The 14,258-nt window shown below is 67.3% G+C and carries 14 protein-coding genes; 4 read left to right on the top strand and 10 right to left on the bottom strand.

Annotated elements, in window-relative coordinates:
- Nucleotides 1-6: 6 nt before the first annotated feature.
- Nucleotides 7-603, top strand: a complete 597-nt coding sequence (locus K8556_RS02470; protein WP_223738808.1) for a c-type cytochrome — start codon at nt 7-9, stop codon at nt 601-603.
- A 28-nt stretch (nt 604-631) separates the two neighbouring features.
- Nucleotides 632-1,057 (top strand): DUF5666 domain-containing protein, encoded by a 426-nt coding sequence (locus tag K8556_RS02465; RefSeq protein ID WP_223738418.1) that lies wholly within the window; start codon nt 632-634, stop codon nt 1,055-1,057.
- Nucleotides 1,058-1,400: 343 nt separating this feature from the next.
- Here K8556_RS02465 and K8556_RS02460 read toward each other — a convergent pair whose 3' ends face one another.
- The 5 genes from K8556_RS02460 to K8556_RS02440 form a co-directional block, all read right to left on the bottom strand.
- Entirely contained in the window at nt 1,401-4,547 is a 3,147-nt protein-coding gene (locus K8556_RS02460; RefSeq protein WP_223738417.1) for an efflux RND transporter permease subunit, read from the bottom strand.
- Nucleotides 4,548-4,560: 13 nt separating this feature from the next.
- Nucleotides 4,561-6,171, bottom strand: coding sequence for an efflux RND transporter periplasmic adaptor subunit (locus K8556_RS02455; RefSeq protein WP_223738416.1), 1,611 nt, complete (start codon nt 6,169-6,171; stop codon nt 4,561-4,563).
- A complete protein-coding gene (locus K8556_RS02450; RefSeq protein WP_223738807.1) occupies nt 6,168-7,394 on the bottom strand; it encodes a TolC family protein in 1,227 nt (408 codons plus the stop codon). The genes K8556_RS02455 and K8556_RS02450 overlap by 4 nt, the downstream gene beginning before the upstream one ends.
- A 72-nt stretch (nt 7,395-7,466) precedes the next feature.
- A complete protein-coding gene (locus K8556_RS02445) occupies nt 7,467-8,414 on the bottom strand; it encodes a M56 family metallopeptidase (RefSeq protein WP_223738415.1) in 948 nt (315 codons plus the stop codon).
- Between the two features lie 35 nt (nt 8,415-8,449).
- On the bottom strand, nt 8,450-8,842 hold the full coding sequence (locus K8556_RS02440; RefSeq protein WP_223738414.1) for a BlaI/MecI/CopY family transcriptional regulator: 393 nt from the start codon (nt 8,840-8,842) through the stop codon (nt 8,450-8,452).
- Between the two features lie 92 nt (nt 8,843-8,934).
- Here K8556_RS02440 and K8556_RS39670 point away from each other — a divergent pair, with 92 nt between their 5' ends.
- Nucleotides 8,935-9,996 (top strand): DMT family transporter, encoded by a 1,062-nt coding sequence (locus K8556_RS39670; RefSeq protein WP_223738413.1) that lies wholly within the window; start codon nt 8,935-8,937, stop codon nt 9,994-9,996.
- A 137-nt stretch (nt 9,997-10,133) separates the two neighbouring features.
- Here K8556_RS39670 and arsN2 read toward each other — a convergent pair whose 3' ends face one another.
- From arsN2 to K8556_RS02410, 5 genes are read right to left on the bottom strand one after another with little or no spacing between them, the layout of a single operon-like run.
- Nucleotides 10,134-10,598: an arsenic resistance N-acetyltransferase ArsN2 gene (gene arsN2 / locus K8556_RS39665; RefSeq protein ID WP_223738806.1), complete on the bottom strand. Its 465-nt coding sequence runs from the start codon at nt 10,596-10,598 to the stop codon at nt 10,134-10,136.
- Nucleotides 10,598-10,999 (bottom strand): low molecular weight phosphatase family protein, encoded by a 402-nt coding sequence (locus tag K8556_RS02425; RefSeq protein WP_223738412.1) that lies wholly within the window; start codon nt 10,997-10,999, stop codon nt 10,598-10,600. The genes arsN2 and K8556_RS02425 overlap by 1 nt, the downstream gene beginning before the upstream one ends.
- 24 nt (nt 11,000-11,023) lie before the next feature.
- Nucleotides 11,024-11,509: an arsenate reductase ArsC gene (locus tag K8556_RS02420; protein ID WP_370639883.1), complete on the bottom strand. Its 486-nt coding sequence runs from the start codon at nt 11,507-11,509 to the stop codon at nt 11,024-11,026.
- Nucleotides 11,510-11,559: 50 nt separating this feature from the next.
- Nucleotides 11,560-12,693, bottom strand: coding sequence for an ACR3 family arsenite efflux transporter (gene arsB, locus K8556_RS02415; RefSeq protein WP_223738410.1), 1,134 nt, complete (start codon nt 12,691-12,693; stop codon nt 11,560-11,562).
- A gap of 16 nt (nt 12,694-12,709) precedes the next feature.
- On the bottom strand, nt 12,710-13,075 hold the full coding sequence (locus tag K8556_RS02410) for a helix-turn-helix transcriptional regulator (protein WP_141642832.1): 366 nt from the start codon (nt 13,073-13,075) through the stop codon (nt 12,710-12,712).
- Nucleotides 13,076-13,557: 482 nt separating this feature from the next.
- Here K8556_RS02410 and K8556_RS02405 point away from each other — a divergent pair, with 482 nt between their 5' ends.
- Nucleotides 13,558-13,956, top strand: coding sequence for a TlpA disulfide reductase family protein (locus K8556_RS02405; protein ID WP_223738409.1), 399 nt, complete (start codon nt 13,558-13,560; stop codon nt 13,954-13,956).
- Nucleotides 13,957-14,258: the final 302 nt, after the last annotated feature.

Below are 14,258 nucleotides of genomic sequence, written 5' to 3'. Positions count from 1 at the left end.
GTGAGCATGCGCCGCAACGTGGTGGGAGGACTGGCCGTGATAGGCGCTCTGGCGCTCGCCCTGGGCGTGGGTGGCGGGGTGTATGGGCTGGCCATGGCGCGACGCGGCTTCTCGGCCCGAGACGAACCCTCGGCGCTCGAAACAAAGGTGGCACGTGCGGCACGGAGCCTCAGCATGCCTGCCGGCGCACGGGAGGTGAACAATCCACTCGTTCCCGTCCCGTGGCAGGCGCTCGCCGACGCACGTGCTCATTGGGGTGACCACTGCGCCATCTGCCACGCGGCGGACGGCAGCGGACAGACCCCCATCGGGCAGGGGCTCTATCCACGCGCCCCCGACATGCGCGCGGCCCCGACCCAAGACCTGAGCGATGGCGAGTTGTACTGGATCATCCAAAACGGCATCCGCCTGACGGGTATGCCCGCCTGGGGGCAAGCCCACGACGAAGTGGGCAACAACGACAGCTGGGCTCTCGTCGGGCTCATCCGCACGTTGCCGCGCCTCAGCCCGGAAGAGTTCGACGAAATAAAGGCCGCCATGCCCCAGTCCCAGCACGAGTTCAACGAGAAGCGCATGGAGGACGAGTTCCTCGACGCGGAGTAGCGCCCAACTACGCAAGGAGAGCAATGCCATGAGAACTAAACTCCATCGTCCTCCCCTCACCGTCCTCACCGTACTGAGCCTCGCCCTGCTGATGCCGGCCATAGCACTCGCCCACGGCAAGGACGGGGCGCACGTCATGGGAACAGTGAAGGAGGTGAAGCAGAACACTCTCGTAGTGGAAACGAGCGACGGGAAGCAGCAGGAGGTGATGACGGACCCCAACACTCGTTACGAGAAGAGCGGCGTGGCAGTCACCGCTGCCGACCTCAAGGCAGGTGAGCGCGTCGTCGTCCACGGCATGAAGATGAACAACGGACAGGTGCATGCGCAGTTGGTGAAGTTCGGCAAGCCGCACGCCAATGGCCCTGAAAAGCAGAAGGGCGATACCAAGAGAGCCGAGCCAGCCCCCACTCCGCCGGCGCAAGGTGAAAGCCACGAGCACTCAGGACACTGAGGCCTGCGTCTATCTGGCGCTCGCGACTTCGAAACCTGGGCCGAACCTCGCAACAGACCATGAGGGGGCCGACCGTCCCTCCCCCCATTCAATCGCTGCGTCAAGAGCGCGGCATAGCCACCTTCGGCACCGCGTCAATGCGAGTGAGCGAGGCGCGCAAGGGGCCAGCGAGTTCCTCTGCAAGCGCGGTGGCGCCGGAATCACCAAGCGCACTGCAAACAGCCTTGAGGGTGGGGCACCGGCCCTCACCCCGCCCGAGCGAATTCGAAGCAGCGTTGAAGTCCGCGTCCTCGCCCATGGGACCAGGCCACAGCCCCAAGCCTGCCAACCGAACCGCACCCGCTCACCCCCCCACGGGCTCTGAGGCGGCAGGGAGCGCGGGCGGCCGGCCGAAGCGCCGGAAGAGGACTGGCACCACCAGCATGTTGAGGAAGGTGGAGGACAGCAGTCCCCCGAGGATGACCACGCCCATGGGCGCCTGAATCTCATTGCCCGGCTCGTTACCCGCGATGACGAGCGGCACCAGGGCCAGCCCCGCGCACAGTGCCGTCATCACCACGGGCGCCAGCCGCTCCAGCGAGCCCTGCACCACGGCCTCGGCGAGCGTCTTCCCTTCCTCCTTCATCAGGTGCTCGTAGTGGCTCACCATGAGGATGCCGTTGCGCGTGGCGATGCCAAATAAGGTGATGAATCCCACCAGCGACGCCACGCTCACCACGCCGGAGGTGAGCGCCACCGCCACCACACCACCGATGAGCGCCAGCGGGAGGTTGATGAGCGTGAGCAGCGAGTTGCGCACTGAGCCGAAGGCCACCACCAGCAGCAGGAATATGCCAACCACCACCCCTACGCTCAGCCAACCAATGGTCCGCGAGGCCTCCTCGGCGCTCTCGAACTGGCCGCCGTAGTCCACGTAGTAGCCAGTCGGCATGGGCACTTCGCGGGTGAGGCGGGACCGCAATTCGTCCACCACCGAGGTCAAGTCTCGGCCCGCAACGTTGGCCTGCACTACCATCTTCCGCTGCACGGCTTCGCGGCTGATGGTGTTGGGACCTGACTCGCGCGTGAGGCTCGCCAGCATCTTCAACGGGATGCGTTGGCCGCTGGGTGTGTCAATGAGCGTGGAGGAGATAGCGTCCAGGTCCGCACGCGAGGCGTCATCCAAACGCACGGCGATTTCCACCACCCGCTGTCCCTCCAGCACGGTGCCCACTGTCTCCCCGGCAAAGGTCCGCTCCACCGACTCGGCCACCTCGCCCGCGGTGAGCCCGTAGCGAGCGACCGCATCCCGGTCCATGCGAATCTCCAGCTCGGGGATGTCCACCTGCTGCTCAATCGCCACGTCCACCGCGCCAGGGGTGCCCTCGGCCACCTTCTTCACCTGCTCCGCCAGCGTGCGCAGTCGGTCCAAGTCATCGCCATAGATTTTCAATGCGATGTTGGCCCGCGTGCCCGACAGCATGTGGTCGATGCGGTGGCTCAGTGGCTGGCCGATGGTGACGATGACACCGGGCACCTGGGCCAGGGCCTTGCGCATCGCCTCCAGCACCGCTTCCTTGCTCCGCTCTCCCTTCGAGAGGTCCAGCCCTACGTCCAGTTCAGCGGCGTTGACGTCCTGCGCGTGCTCGTCCAGCTCAGCGCGGCCGGTACGCCTGGAGGTAGATGCCACCTCGGGAAAGGACAGCAGCACTTCCTCCACCCGTCGGCCCAGTTTGTCCGACTCCTCCAGCGACGTACCCGGCAGCGTGACGACATTCAGCGTGAGGGTGCCCTCGTTGAACTCGGGGAGGAAGGAGCGTCCGAGGAACGGGACAACGGCCAGCGTGGCAAGCAGCGCCAGCGCTGCCCCGGCGAGGATGGCGCGAGGCCGTGAGAGTGCCCACAGCAGCACCGGCCGATAGCGCTCCTTCAGCCAGCGCAGAACCGGCCCCTCATCCGCGCCCAGTGCCTTGGCCTTGGGCAGCAGGTACGCACACAGCGCGGGCGTCAGCGTTACCGCCACCACCAGCGAAGCGGCGATGGCCACGATGTACGCCAGGCCCAGCGGCGCCAGCATCCGCCCCTCGAGTCCCGACAGGAAGAAGAGCGGCAGGAAGACGAGGATGATGATGAGGGTGGCGAAGACGATGGCCTGGCGTACTTCCACCGAGGCCCGATAGATGACCTCCAGGGCGGGACGGCGCTGACCTTCTGGCAGGTGAGCATTCTCCCGCAGGCGCCGGAAGACGTTCTCCACGTCGATGATGGCGTCGTCCACCAAAGCGCCGATGGCGATGGTGAGGCCGCCAATCGTCATGGTGTTGAGCGTCACACCCATGACCTTGAGCGCCAGCACCGCGGCGACCAGTGACAGGGGGATGGCGGTGAGGGAGATGAACGTCGCCCGCGCGTTCATCAGGAAGACGAGCAGGATGAGCGCGACGAGAATGGCCCCGTCTCGCAGCGCCACGGACACATTGCGCACCGCAACGGAGATGAAGTCCGACTGGCGGAAGATGTTGCGGCCCACCACCATGCCCTGCGGCAACGTGGCCTGCACCTCGTCCAACGCCGCGTCCAGCCGCTCCGTCAGCTCCAGCGTATTGGCATCCGGCTGCTTCATCACCGCGAGGATGACGGCGGGCTCTGCGTTGGCACTGCCCTCCCCGCGCTTGAGGCGAGGCCCTACTTGAACGTTGGCAACCTGCCCCACGGTGATAGGCACACCCCCACGGACGGTGACAACCGTGCCCGCCAGGTCCTCGACACCCTTGGCGCGCCCCACGGCTCGCAGCAGGTATTCCTGCCCGCCTTGCACGTAGAAGCCGCCGGAGGCGTTGTGGTTCGTCGTGCGCAGGGCGGTGGCCACCTGCTCGAAGGAGACATTGAGCGATTGCAATGCCTCCGGGCGCAGCAGGACCTGGTACTGCTTCACCACCCCACCAATCGGCACCACCTGGGAGACGCCCGGAACGGACAGCAGGCGCTTGCGCAGCACCCAATCCGCCGCCCCTCGCGCTTCCATCATCTGCGCCTCGCGGCCCGCCGCGTCCGCCGCCAGCGCGTCCTTCTGCCAGGAGACGGAGAGGAAGAGGATTTCCCCCATGACGGAGGAGATGGGCGCCATGGAGGGCGGGGGCACGTCCGGCGGGAGCTGCGCGGCGACGAGTTGGAGCTTCTCGTTCACCACCTGCCGGGCCGTGTAGATGTCCGTCCCCCACTCGAACTCCACCCAGACGATGGAGATGCCCACGCCCGAGGCCGAGCGCACCCGGCGCACACCCGTGGCGCCGTTGACGGCCGTCTCGATGGGGAACGTGACGAGCGTCTCCACCTCCTCGGGCGCCAGGCCATGGGCCTCGGTGAGGACAGTCACGGTAGGTGCAGTGAGGTCTGGGAAGACGTCCACCGGCATGCTCCGGGCTACCTGAAAGCCCAGCACCAGCAGCAGTACGGAAGCGGCAACCACCAGCAATCGATTGTCGATGGCCCAGCGAATGAGGCGATTCATCGTCGTCGTGCCTTTAGTGCTGGTGGCCATGCTCCGGGATGGCCCCGGTGGCGGTAGACAGCTTGAGCTCGTAGGCGCCACGCGAGACGACGCGCTCGCCCTCTTTGACTCCGTCCAGCACCTGCACCCAACCGCCGGAGCGCACTCCAGGGCGGATGACGCGCTTGAAGAAGGACTCACCACCCTCCATGACGAAGACAGTGGGACGCCCGTTGTCGTCCACCACCGCTGCCTCCGGCACGGCCAGCGCGCGCACCGTCTCGCCCGTGAAGAGCGTCACCTTGGCGAACATGCCCGGCTTGAGGGCGCCATCCGGGTTGGGCAGCTCGAAGAGCACGGGCACTGTGCGCGTAGCCGAGTCCACGACGCTACCCACCGCCACGCGGCGGCCTGACTTCTCATCCACGGTGAACTCGCGCGTGAAGCCCGCCACCGTGAAGGCCGCGCCGGGCGAGCGCTCCACCTTCGGCGCGTCCGCCTCGTACACCTTCGCCTCCAGCCACAGTCGCGAGGGGTTGATGACGGACACGAGCCGCGTCCCCGCGACCACCACCGCGCCTGGCATCACCTCCGCGAAGGACACCACTCCGTCCAACGGAGAGCGCAACTCGAAGGCGGCTCCGCCCACCCCACCGCCCGACCCGCTCTGCGTGCTGCGGTACAGGGTGAGCTGGCGCTCTGTCGCGGACACCCGCGCAATCGCCATTTCCCGCGCCACCCGGGCAGCATCGAGCTGCTTCTCGGGGATCGCCTTCGCCGAGAACATCTCCTCGGCCCGAGCCACCTCGCGCTCCGCCAACCCCTGCTCGGCCCGGGCCCGCGCGGCCTCCATCTCCACGGTAGCCAGGTCCATCGCTCCTGCCACCGTGGTGGGGACCACCCGCACCAGCACCTCGCCCTTCTTCACCACCTGCCCCAGGTGCGGCACCGGCCCGCCCACGGGGATGCGCCCGGCTACAGGCGCGGACAGCTCCGCGGCCTGGCCCGCCACCGGCTTCAACTCGCCGTTTGCGCGCACGCCTCCCTGGAGGACGCGCACCTCAGCGGGCGCCGTGGCATATTGCGTCTTCCACTGCTGCTCTTTGAGGAATGGAACCGAAGACTCACCAACCGCTTCGGGAGGAGCGGCAGACACGGCTGCGGCCACGGTGGGGTACACCGTCACCTTGCCTGCCCCCACCGTCCCGGCGACTTGCTCTCCCTCCAGCCGCAGGGTGAGCGTGGCTTGGCCTGATTTCGTGGGACGCACCTCTGGCTTGAAGATGCCGTCACGCAACAGCTTCTCGGCAACGAAGCGCTCCTCGGTGCCATCGGCGTAGCGGAGGGCGGCCGTCACCTTCCCCTTCGTCACCACCTTGAAGCCGTCAGGGGCGCGTGCGTCTGTGAAGTGAGCCACCAGCGCGGAAGGCTGCCCCACCACCAGCGCCGGGTATTCCATGAACAGCTCCAGGCCGTCCTGATAGGCAGTCACGGAGAGGTCCGGACGCTCCGCCTCCGCGGCACCATGCGCGCCACCCTCGTCGTGGCCGTGGGCGGCCTCCCCCTCGTGGTCATGACCGTGCTCCTTGCAGGACACCGCGAGGACAGACGCGAGGACCAGGGAGAGAAGATGCAGGCGACTCATGGCTGGACACTCCGAAGTTCGGCGCCGTCCCAGGCACCCAAGAGAAGGAAGAGGTCTGCTTCGCCCTCAGCGACGCCGAGGGACAGGTCCACTGCCGTCAGCTGCGCCTCGCGGGCAGTCCGCTCGGCATCCACCAGGACAAGGAGGTCCGCGCTTCCACCCCGGTAGGCCACCTGGGCGATGCGGCGCAGTTCCTCCGCGCGGGTGAGCACGCCCTGGCGCTGCCTCACGCGCCGCTCCCGCCGGCTCGCCACCTCCTCCAACACCGTGGTGAGGCGGGAATGCGCGGTGTGCAGCAGCGCGGCGCGGCGGGCCTCGGAGAGCCGCTGTCGTGCTTCTGCTTGGGCCTCCTGCCCCTGTCTCCGCTCGAAGAAGGGCAGCGGGATGGCGAGCCCCACCACGTACCCTCCTCCTGCCCCGGGCAGGCCCACGTCGAGGAGTTGAATGCCAGCGTTCACCGTAGGGTCCGGAATCCACCCACGCGATGCCGCCTGGCGGGCCAACTTCGCGCCTTGCGCCTCCAGCTCCAGCGCACGCGCATCTGCACGGCGGGCCTCCAATTCAGCCTGCAGTTGGCTCGAGGCGGGCAGCGAGCGTTCCGGAGCCAGGGGACCCTCGAGCGGAGGCAGCACACTCACCCCGGGCCCCAACAAGCGCAGCACCTCGGCCCGCGCCCGACGCTCTTCGAGAACAGCGCCACTCAACCCGTCCTCCACTGCGGCGGTCTCCGTGTCGATGCGCAGTCGGTCATAGCCCGCGGCGTCGCCCGCGCGCTCTCTCGTAGCGATGGCTTCCGCCAGGCGCCGCAAGGCGGACAAGGACTCCTCGAAAATGGCCCGTCGCTCCTGTGCAGCCAGGGCCGTGGCGAAGGAACGGGCTGCCTCGTGGCGCAGTTCTCCCCGAGCCCGCGCAAGGTTTGCCTCCACGGCCTGGGCACTGCGCCCAGCGGCCTCTGACTCCAGGGCCAGACGGCCAGAGAGCACCAGGGGAATGGAAACGCCCACGATGTCCTGGCTCGCCCCATCCGCCACGCCGGAGGTGGCCTTCTCACGCTGCCACTCCAGTGTCGGATTGGGCCAACGTCCGGCCCCCACAGCCGCAGCCCGTCCTACCGCTGCCTCCGCGTCGGCGACACGCGCCTCCAGGCTCGCGGCGACCACCTGCTCCACGTACCGCGACTCAGTGAGCGGCGACTGGGCCGCCGCACCACCGGCCATCAGCACCAGCAAGATACTACTTGCGATAGTAGGTGAGGACGAAGAACAGCAAGGCGCGCGCATGAGCATGGCCATCGTTCAGGAGAGGATGTGAAGGGCGGTCTCTACCGCATGGTGGAGGAAGGCCGCGTGGAGCAGCGCGAGAGTCAGCACCCCAGACGCAGCGCCCACCGCGAACAGGAGCGCGCGCGAGGGGAGCGAGGGCGGTGCGTCCTCGTCCAAGAGGCGTCGCACCCGCTGCTCGAGCGCCAGTTTGCCGAAAGCAGGCACGCCAGCCACGTCGCGCGCCCTCCGCTGCAGAGCCGCCATCTTCACCAGCGCCCCCGCCACCACCGTCCCGTCACCGACGATGCGCACCGCTTCCGCGTCGCAGGCCTCCTCGGCCGCCGTCTGGTAGGCAGAGAGGAAGACGCGCGCCAAGGGCGGAGGCACAAAGAGGCCCGAGACAGCGAGCAGCAATGCCGCCAGGGGGTCTCTGCGTCGCAGGTGCGCCTCCTCATGGGCTAGCGCTCCGCGCAGCTCCTGAGGGTCCAGGGCTCCTTCCAAGCTGGCGGACAGGAGGATTCGCCGGTGGAACACCCCAGCGGCATGGCAAAGCCGCGGCGCTCCCGGAACGGCCACCACTGGGAACACACCTGGGCGAGCGGAGCCCAACGTTTCCAGCGCGGCCAGCCGGGCCCTCGTATGCCGCACGCGCCACAGCAGCGCACCCGCGCGGAAGACGAACACGGCGAGCGCCAACGCCCCCACCACCGCGAGCACCGGCCTCAACCCCGACGAGTGCAGGATGCACAGATGGAGATGGTGCCCATGACTGCCACAATGGTCATGGCTCCAGCCCAGCATTGCGGACAGGGACGGCGCGGCAGCGGCGGACACCACCGCCAGCGCCACCACTGCGGGGAGGGTGCCCACGACAAAGGCCGCATCTGCACGGAGCGCCGGGCGCATCCGTGACGCGGGCCACGGCAACAGGGTGGCGACTCCCACCAGAAGCGAGGCCAGCACTCCGGTGGCAGCGGCCACGGCTGCACACTCCAGGAGGAACGCCAGGGCCGCTATCACTTGTGCCCTCTGCGCCGCTCGGCGATGAGCTGAGAGAGCCTGTCGAGCAGCGATTCGTCCACCTCAGCCGCGGCGTCCACGAACGCGGCCAGCGCCGCATCGCCATGCGACTGGAGAATGTCGGCCGCGAGCCCGTCCGCCAGCGCCTTCTCAAACTCAGGCTGGGAGAGGGCCGGGTTGTAGCGCCAGGCTAGGCCGTCCTTCTCGCGCACCAGCAGGCTCTTGCGGTGCAACCGGTCCATCGTCGTCATGATGGTCGTGTATGCCCGCTCCTCGCGGCCAGTCATCCGGTCGCAAACCTCTCGGGCTGTAACGGGCGCCTGCGTCCAGACGACCTTCATCACGGCCGCTTCCAACGTGCCCAGCGGCTCCCAGGTGCGCTTCTTCACGAAGACGGTTCTATCCTCAGCCATCTACTATCGTCAATAGTACCTACCAACAGTCCAGGCGCAGGCATGATTCGAGAGGAGGAAGCGTGACGGTGTCTCCACGTGTGAAGGGCGCGGTGCTTGGACTGTCCGCCGCGGCCCTCTTCGGGGTCAGCGCGCCCGTGGCGAAGCTGCTGCTGCCCTCCAGCACTCCTCTGGTGTTGGCCTCGCTCCTCTACCTGGGAGGCGGGCTGGGGATGGCCTGTCTGGAAGCGCTGCGCCGACTGCGTCCGGTGGGAGCCCCCAGCCGCGAGGCACGCCTGGGGCGCAACGACGGCGCCCCGCTGCTGGGGGTCATTCTCTGCGGCGGGGTGCTTGGCCCGGTGCTGATGCTGATGGGCCTGCAGCGGCTCTCCGGAGTGGCAGCCTCACTGCTCCTCAACCTGGAGGGCCCCTTCACCATCCTCCTGGCGCTGCTCGTGTTCGGCGAACATCTGGGCCGGGCGGGCGCCTTCGCCGCTGGGTTCATCATGGCGGGCGCCGCGGTTCTCGGCTTCCAGCAGGGCGAGTTGCACGGGGACGTGCTCGGCGTGCTGGCCCTGGCCGGCGCGTGCCTGGCGTGGGCCGTGGACAACAACCTCACGCAGCGACTCTCCCTCAAGGACCCGCTCGCACTTGTGCGCATCAAAGCGCTCGGCTCCGGCACGTGCACCCTCGTACTGGCCTGGCTCACCGGGCAGCCCTTCCCCTCCTTGCACATCTTGAGCGCGGCCCTGCTGCTCGGCTTCGCCAGCTACGGGCTGTCCATCGTCCTGGATGCCTATGCCCTCCGCCTGCTGGGCGCGGCCCGCGAAGCCGCCTACTTCGCTACGGCTCCGTTCGTGGGAGCCCTCGTAGCGGTGCCCCTGCTTGGCGAGCGGATGCAGCCACTGGACCTGCTGGCGGGCGCACTGATGGGCGCGGGCGTCTTCCTTCTGCTGCGCGAGCGGCACGGCCATGTGCACACGCACGCTGCACTGGAGCACGAGCACCTGCACACCCATGGCACGCACCACCAGCACTCGCATCCCCCTGGCGTTGATGTGACCGAACCACACAGCCATCCCCACCGGCATGTGCCGCTCACGCACGACCATCCGCACGTGTCGGACCAGCACCACCGCCACAAGCACTGACTGCCTCGGCTCGTTGTGCCCACCCGAAATTCGCCCGCTGCATCATCGGTGCGTCAAAGCCACGCCAAGCAGTGCGTCAAGGCGAGCGAGCGATGCGCGCGCAGGGCATCGTCAGCTCGGTGCGTCCGCCGAGCCGACTACTTCCCTGATACAAAGGGCGAAGGCTGGCGCCCCATGACGCGGCACATCACGACCGCGCTCGCAGGGCATGCTCCACGGAGTTCCTCGGAGGCATGCAACTCTGGGGGGAGGGCAGCGCGGTCGATGCGGACAAAGCCGAAGCGCGGGAAGTAGTCCGCAGCAGTGGTGGTGAGGAGGAACAAGGCCTCGAGCCCATCTGCGCCGGCTCGCTCAACGAGCCGTTGGACCAACTCTGCCCCCACGCCCTTCCCCTTCTGGTTCTCGTTCACGACAACGGAGCGAAGGAGGGCGCACGTCCCGTACAGCTCCAACCCTGCTGCAGCCACGAGCGTGCCTTCGCTCTCTGCCACGAGGAAGTAAGGCAGGTGGTCGGCCACTCCTTGTCGGGGCAGGTCTGCGCCAGCGAGGAGTGCTTCAACTGCGCCGAGGTCGGCGGGGCGGGCGGGCCGAAGGGTGGGCATCATCGCGTCCACCCTTCGCTGGTCAGGAGTTCAACCACCCGGGCGCGCACGTCGTCGCGAATCTCGCGCACGCGCTCCACCGACTTGCCCTTCGGGTCTTCCAGAGGCCAGTCGCCGCGCTTCAGCCCCGGCACGTACGGGCAGGCATCGCCACAGCCCATGGTGATGAGCCACTGAGCGCCCTGGGCCAGCTCATCGGTGAGGCGCTGAGGCTTGGCGCCCGACAGGTCGATGCCCACCTCCGTCATGGCAGCCTGCACTTCGGGGTGAACGCGCTCTCCCGGCTGGGTACCAGCAGACACGGCGCGCGCCTTGGCTGGGTCCGACAGGGCGTTGAAGAAGGCCGCCGCCATCTGCGAGCGGCCGGCGTTGTGTACGCAAGCGAAGATGACCGTCTTCATCGTGACGACTCCTTGGAAAGCCGGCTACTGCTCACCAATGCCGCGGGTGAGCGCCGTCAGGCGCAGCCGGTCTAGCTTCTCGATGGGTAGTGCGAGGAATAGCTCCAGCCTGCGGGAGATCTCCATGGACACCTTGAGGAAGGCCGACTCCTTCTCCGCCTCGCCACCCTCTACTGCCGCCGGGTCCGCACTTCCCCAGTGAGCGATGACGGGCTGATACGGCCACACCGGGCAGGACTCACGCGCCTTGTCGCAAAGGGTGATGACGAAGTCGAAGCGCACGTCCCGGAACTCCTCCCAGGACTTGCTGCGCGCGTCGGCAGCGGGAATGCGGAAGCGCTCTCGAAGCAGCCGGAGGACGAGGGGATGGACGTCACCTTTCGGCGCAGCACCCGCGCTGTGCACCTCGAAGCGCTCGCCCCCCAAGCGCTTGAGCAGGAACTCGGCCAGGATGCTACGGGCAGTGTTGCCCGTGCAGAGGAAGAGCACTTTGAAGGGCGTTGGAGGAATCACGGGGCCTCGAGAAGGAGCACCTAGGGGACGACGTCGGCAGCCGGGTCCTACGGGTGCGCTTCGCCAGGCCCGGACGCAGGCGCCTTCCCCTCGAAACGACGAGGCAGCACAGCTTCACCGGCTCCGGGGAAAAGCCGACGCCTGAGCCAAAGCGACAGGTAGACCAAGGCGATGAGGGCGGGAACCTCGATGAGCGGCCCCACTACGCCCGCCAGCGCCTCTCCCGAGGCCATACCGAACACGCCCACCGCCACGGCGATGGCCAACTCGAAGTTGTTGCCCGCGGCGGTGAACGACAACGACGCCGTTTCCTCATAGGAGAAGCCCAGCTTCCTGGAGAGGAAGAAGGCACTGGTGAACATGATGACGAAGTAGACAATCAGCGGGAGGGAGATGCGCACCACGTCCAGCGGGAGGCGGGTAATCTTCTCCCCCTGCATCGCGAACATGAGGACGATGGTGTAGAGCAAGCCAATGAGCGCGGTAGGCCCCAAGCGCGGCAGGAAGCGCTGCTCGTACCATGCCTCTCCCTTGAGCCGAGTGAGGCCGATGCGCGTCAGCGCGCCAGCCACCAGGGGCACGCCCAGGAAGATGAGCACGCTCTTGGCGATGCTCCACATGGATACGTCGAACGCCGCCACATCCGCGCCGAGCCAGCCAGGAATGACGGTGAGGAAGAGCCAGCCGAGCACCGAGTAGAAGAGAATCTGGAAGACCGAGTTGAGCGCCACCAGCACGGCGGCCACCTCATTGCTCCCGCACGCGAGCATGTTCCAGATGAGGACCATGGCGATGCAACGGGCCAGGCCGATGAGAACCAGACCGTTGCGGTAGTGCGGAAGGTCCGGAAGGAAGAGCCAAGCCAGGGCGAACATCAACACCGGCCCCACAACCCAGTTCAGCACCAGGGACGTGGTGAAGAGCTTGCCCCGCGCGCGCAACCGGCCCAGTTCGCCGTAACGCACCTTCGCTAGCACCGGGTACATCATCCACAAGAGGCCAATGGCGATGGGCAGGGACACGGTGTCCAGCCTCACCGTGTCCAGCCTAGCGCCCAGGTCCGGGAAAGCTCTGCCCAGGCCGATGCCCAGGCCCATGGCGGCGAAGATCCACACCGGCAGGAACCGGTCGATGACGGAGAGCTTCTTGACGATGCTGTCTGGAGCAGTGGTTGCGGTCATGAGAAGGCTCTTGGGTCTACTTGCAGGCGTTGGGGCCGCGGGACTTGAGGAGGCGCGCGACGTCTTCCCGGAGGACATCCCTCTTGGTGAAGGCGGACACGAGCGCCTTGAGCTGGGCCTTGCACACCTCGTCCAGTTGCGGAGCCAGTCGGTAGTACACCCAGCTTCCGTCTCGGCGGGCCTCGACGATGCCTGCGTTCTTCAGCACGCCGAGCTGCCGGGAGGTGTTGGACTGGGTCAGGTCCAGGGCTGACTCGAAGTGGCAGACGCACAGCTCCCCATGACTGAGGAGCGCGACGATGCGTAGGCGAGTCTCGTCTCCCAACGCCTTAAAGAGGCGGGAGGCGGACCGAACATCTAAAGAGGCGGCGGCAGGTGCCATGAGGATATTACGATATTCGAATATCCTATGGCCCACCACAACATCGGCCTCTGCAAACTTCCTGTGACACCCCAGAAGCGATGACCAGGAGGAGGGTGGCAGGGCGGCGAGCGCAGGCCTGGGAACAGACCTCAGCGCGTCAAGGCGGGTGGGCGAGGCGCGCACGGTCATCGCTTTGCCTGGGCTGACTAGAAAGGGGGGAAGTTGCCCCGGTTTCGTGGAGTCCCACCCGCTGTGCGAAAAGGGTCCCACGATGCCGAAGTCACGCCCTCCATACCCGCCGGGGTTCCGTGAGCGGGTCGTCGATTTGGCTGCTGAGCCGCACACATCGTGGCGCCCTAACGTCGGACCGTGAGATAGCGTCTGGAGTGATGCGCATCCATCGTCCCCCATGTCTGCTGGCGCTCATTCTTCTGGCAATGACCTGTGCCTGCCGGAACGAACCTCCGCCCAGCTACATCCGGATTGATGGACCTGCACCGATGCTCGCAGATGCACCGGGCCCACTCGCACTGCTGGTAGTCTTCTGGGCTTCCTGGTGCCCTCCATGCCGGGAGGAGACGCCCCATCTCCTCTCCCTGGCCGAGTCGCCTCCCGAGGGACTTCGGGTCGTCGTCTTCAGCCACGATGCGGACCTCAAGGCAGTGGAGTCATTCTTCGAGGGCCCTCCCCCGCCGGAACTCCGCCTGCGCCTGGATGTGGGCGAGAAGGTCGCCCGCGAGTATGGGGTGGAGCAGCTCCCAACGAGCATCCTCGTCGTCGAAGGGCAGCTGGTCGCCCGCTTCCCTGGCCCACGGGACTGGGACTCCAGAGCCATGCGACGCCTCCTGGAAAGGTTGACCCGCGAGCGTGCCACCCGGGCGACCGGCTCGGCGGATTGACTCTTCCCCTGGGCCTTTGTAAGCCACCTACTGGATGCAGCTCCTCTTGCGACTCATGGTCGTGCTCCTCGTCCTGACGACGGGCGGCGTCTTCCAGACGCTGGCCTTCGCTTCGGACACGCACGCCGACTGCATGGAGGATGAAGGCGATGACTGCACGGACTGCGCCCCCAGCTGCGTCCTGTGCCCATGCTGCCCGCTGAGAGCAGCCCCCGCTCCGGTTCCCGTCATGGGGGACCTCGCGGCCGCGCCCACACCGCCGCTGGTGCCCAGCCACGTGGACGAGCCGGTCCTCTCCGGGA

This window comes from Corallococcus sp. AS-1-12, assembly GCF_020036995.1.
GTDB lineage: Bacteria > Myxococcota > Myxococcia > Myxococcales > Myxococcaceae > Corallococcus.
This window is presented reverse-complemented; position numbering and strand designations above follow the sequence as displayed.

Excerpts from the sequence above, each read along its gene's own strand:
- K8556_RS02470 (WP_223738808.1), top strand. The coding sequence starts at position 7 with ATGCGCCGCAACGTGGTGGGAGGACTGGCCGTGATAGGCGCTCTGGCG.
- K8556_RS02465 (WP_223738418.1), top strand. The coding sequence starts at position 632 with ATGAGAACTAAACTCCATCGTCCTCCCCTCACCGTCCTCACCGTACTG.
- K8556_RS02460 (WP_223738417.1), bottom strand. The coding sequence starts at position 4,547 with ATGAATCGCCTCATTCGCTGGGCCATCGACAATCGATTGCTGGTGGTT.
- K8556_RS02455 (WP_223738416.1), bottom strand. The coding sequence starts at position 6,171 with ATGAGTCGCCTGCATCTTCTCTCCCTGGTCCTCGCGTCTGTCCTCGCG.
- arsN2 (WP_223738806.1), bottom strand. The coding sequence starts at position 10,598 with ATGCCCACCCTTCGGCCCGCCCGCCCCGCCGACCTCGGCGCAGTTGAA.
- K8556_RS02425 (WP_223738412.1), bottom strand. The coding sequence starts at position 10,999 with ATGAAGACGGTCATCTTCGCTTGCGTACACAACGCCGGCCGCTCGCAG.
- arsB (WP_223738410.1), bottom strand. The coding sequence starts at position 12,693 with ATGACCGCAACCACTGCTCCAGACAGCATCGTCAAGAAGCTCTCCGTC.
- K8556_RS02410 (WP_141642832.1), bottom strand. The coding sequence starts at position 13,075 with ATGGCACCTGCCGCCGCCTCTTTAGATGTTCGGTCCGCCTCCCGCCTC.
- K8556_RS02405 (WP_223738409.1), top strand. The coding sequence starts at position 13,558 with ATGCTCGCAGATGCACCGGGCCCACTCGCACTGCTGGTAGTCTTCTGG.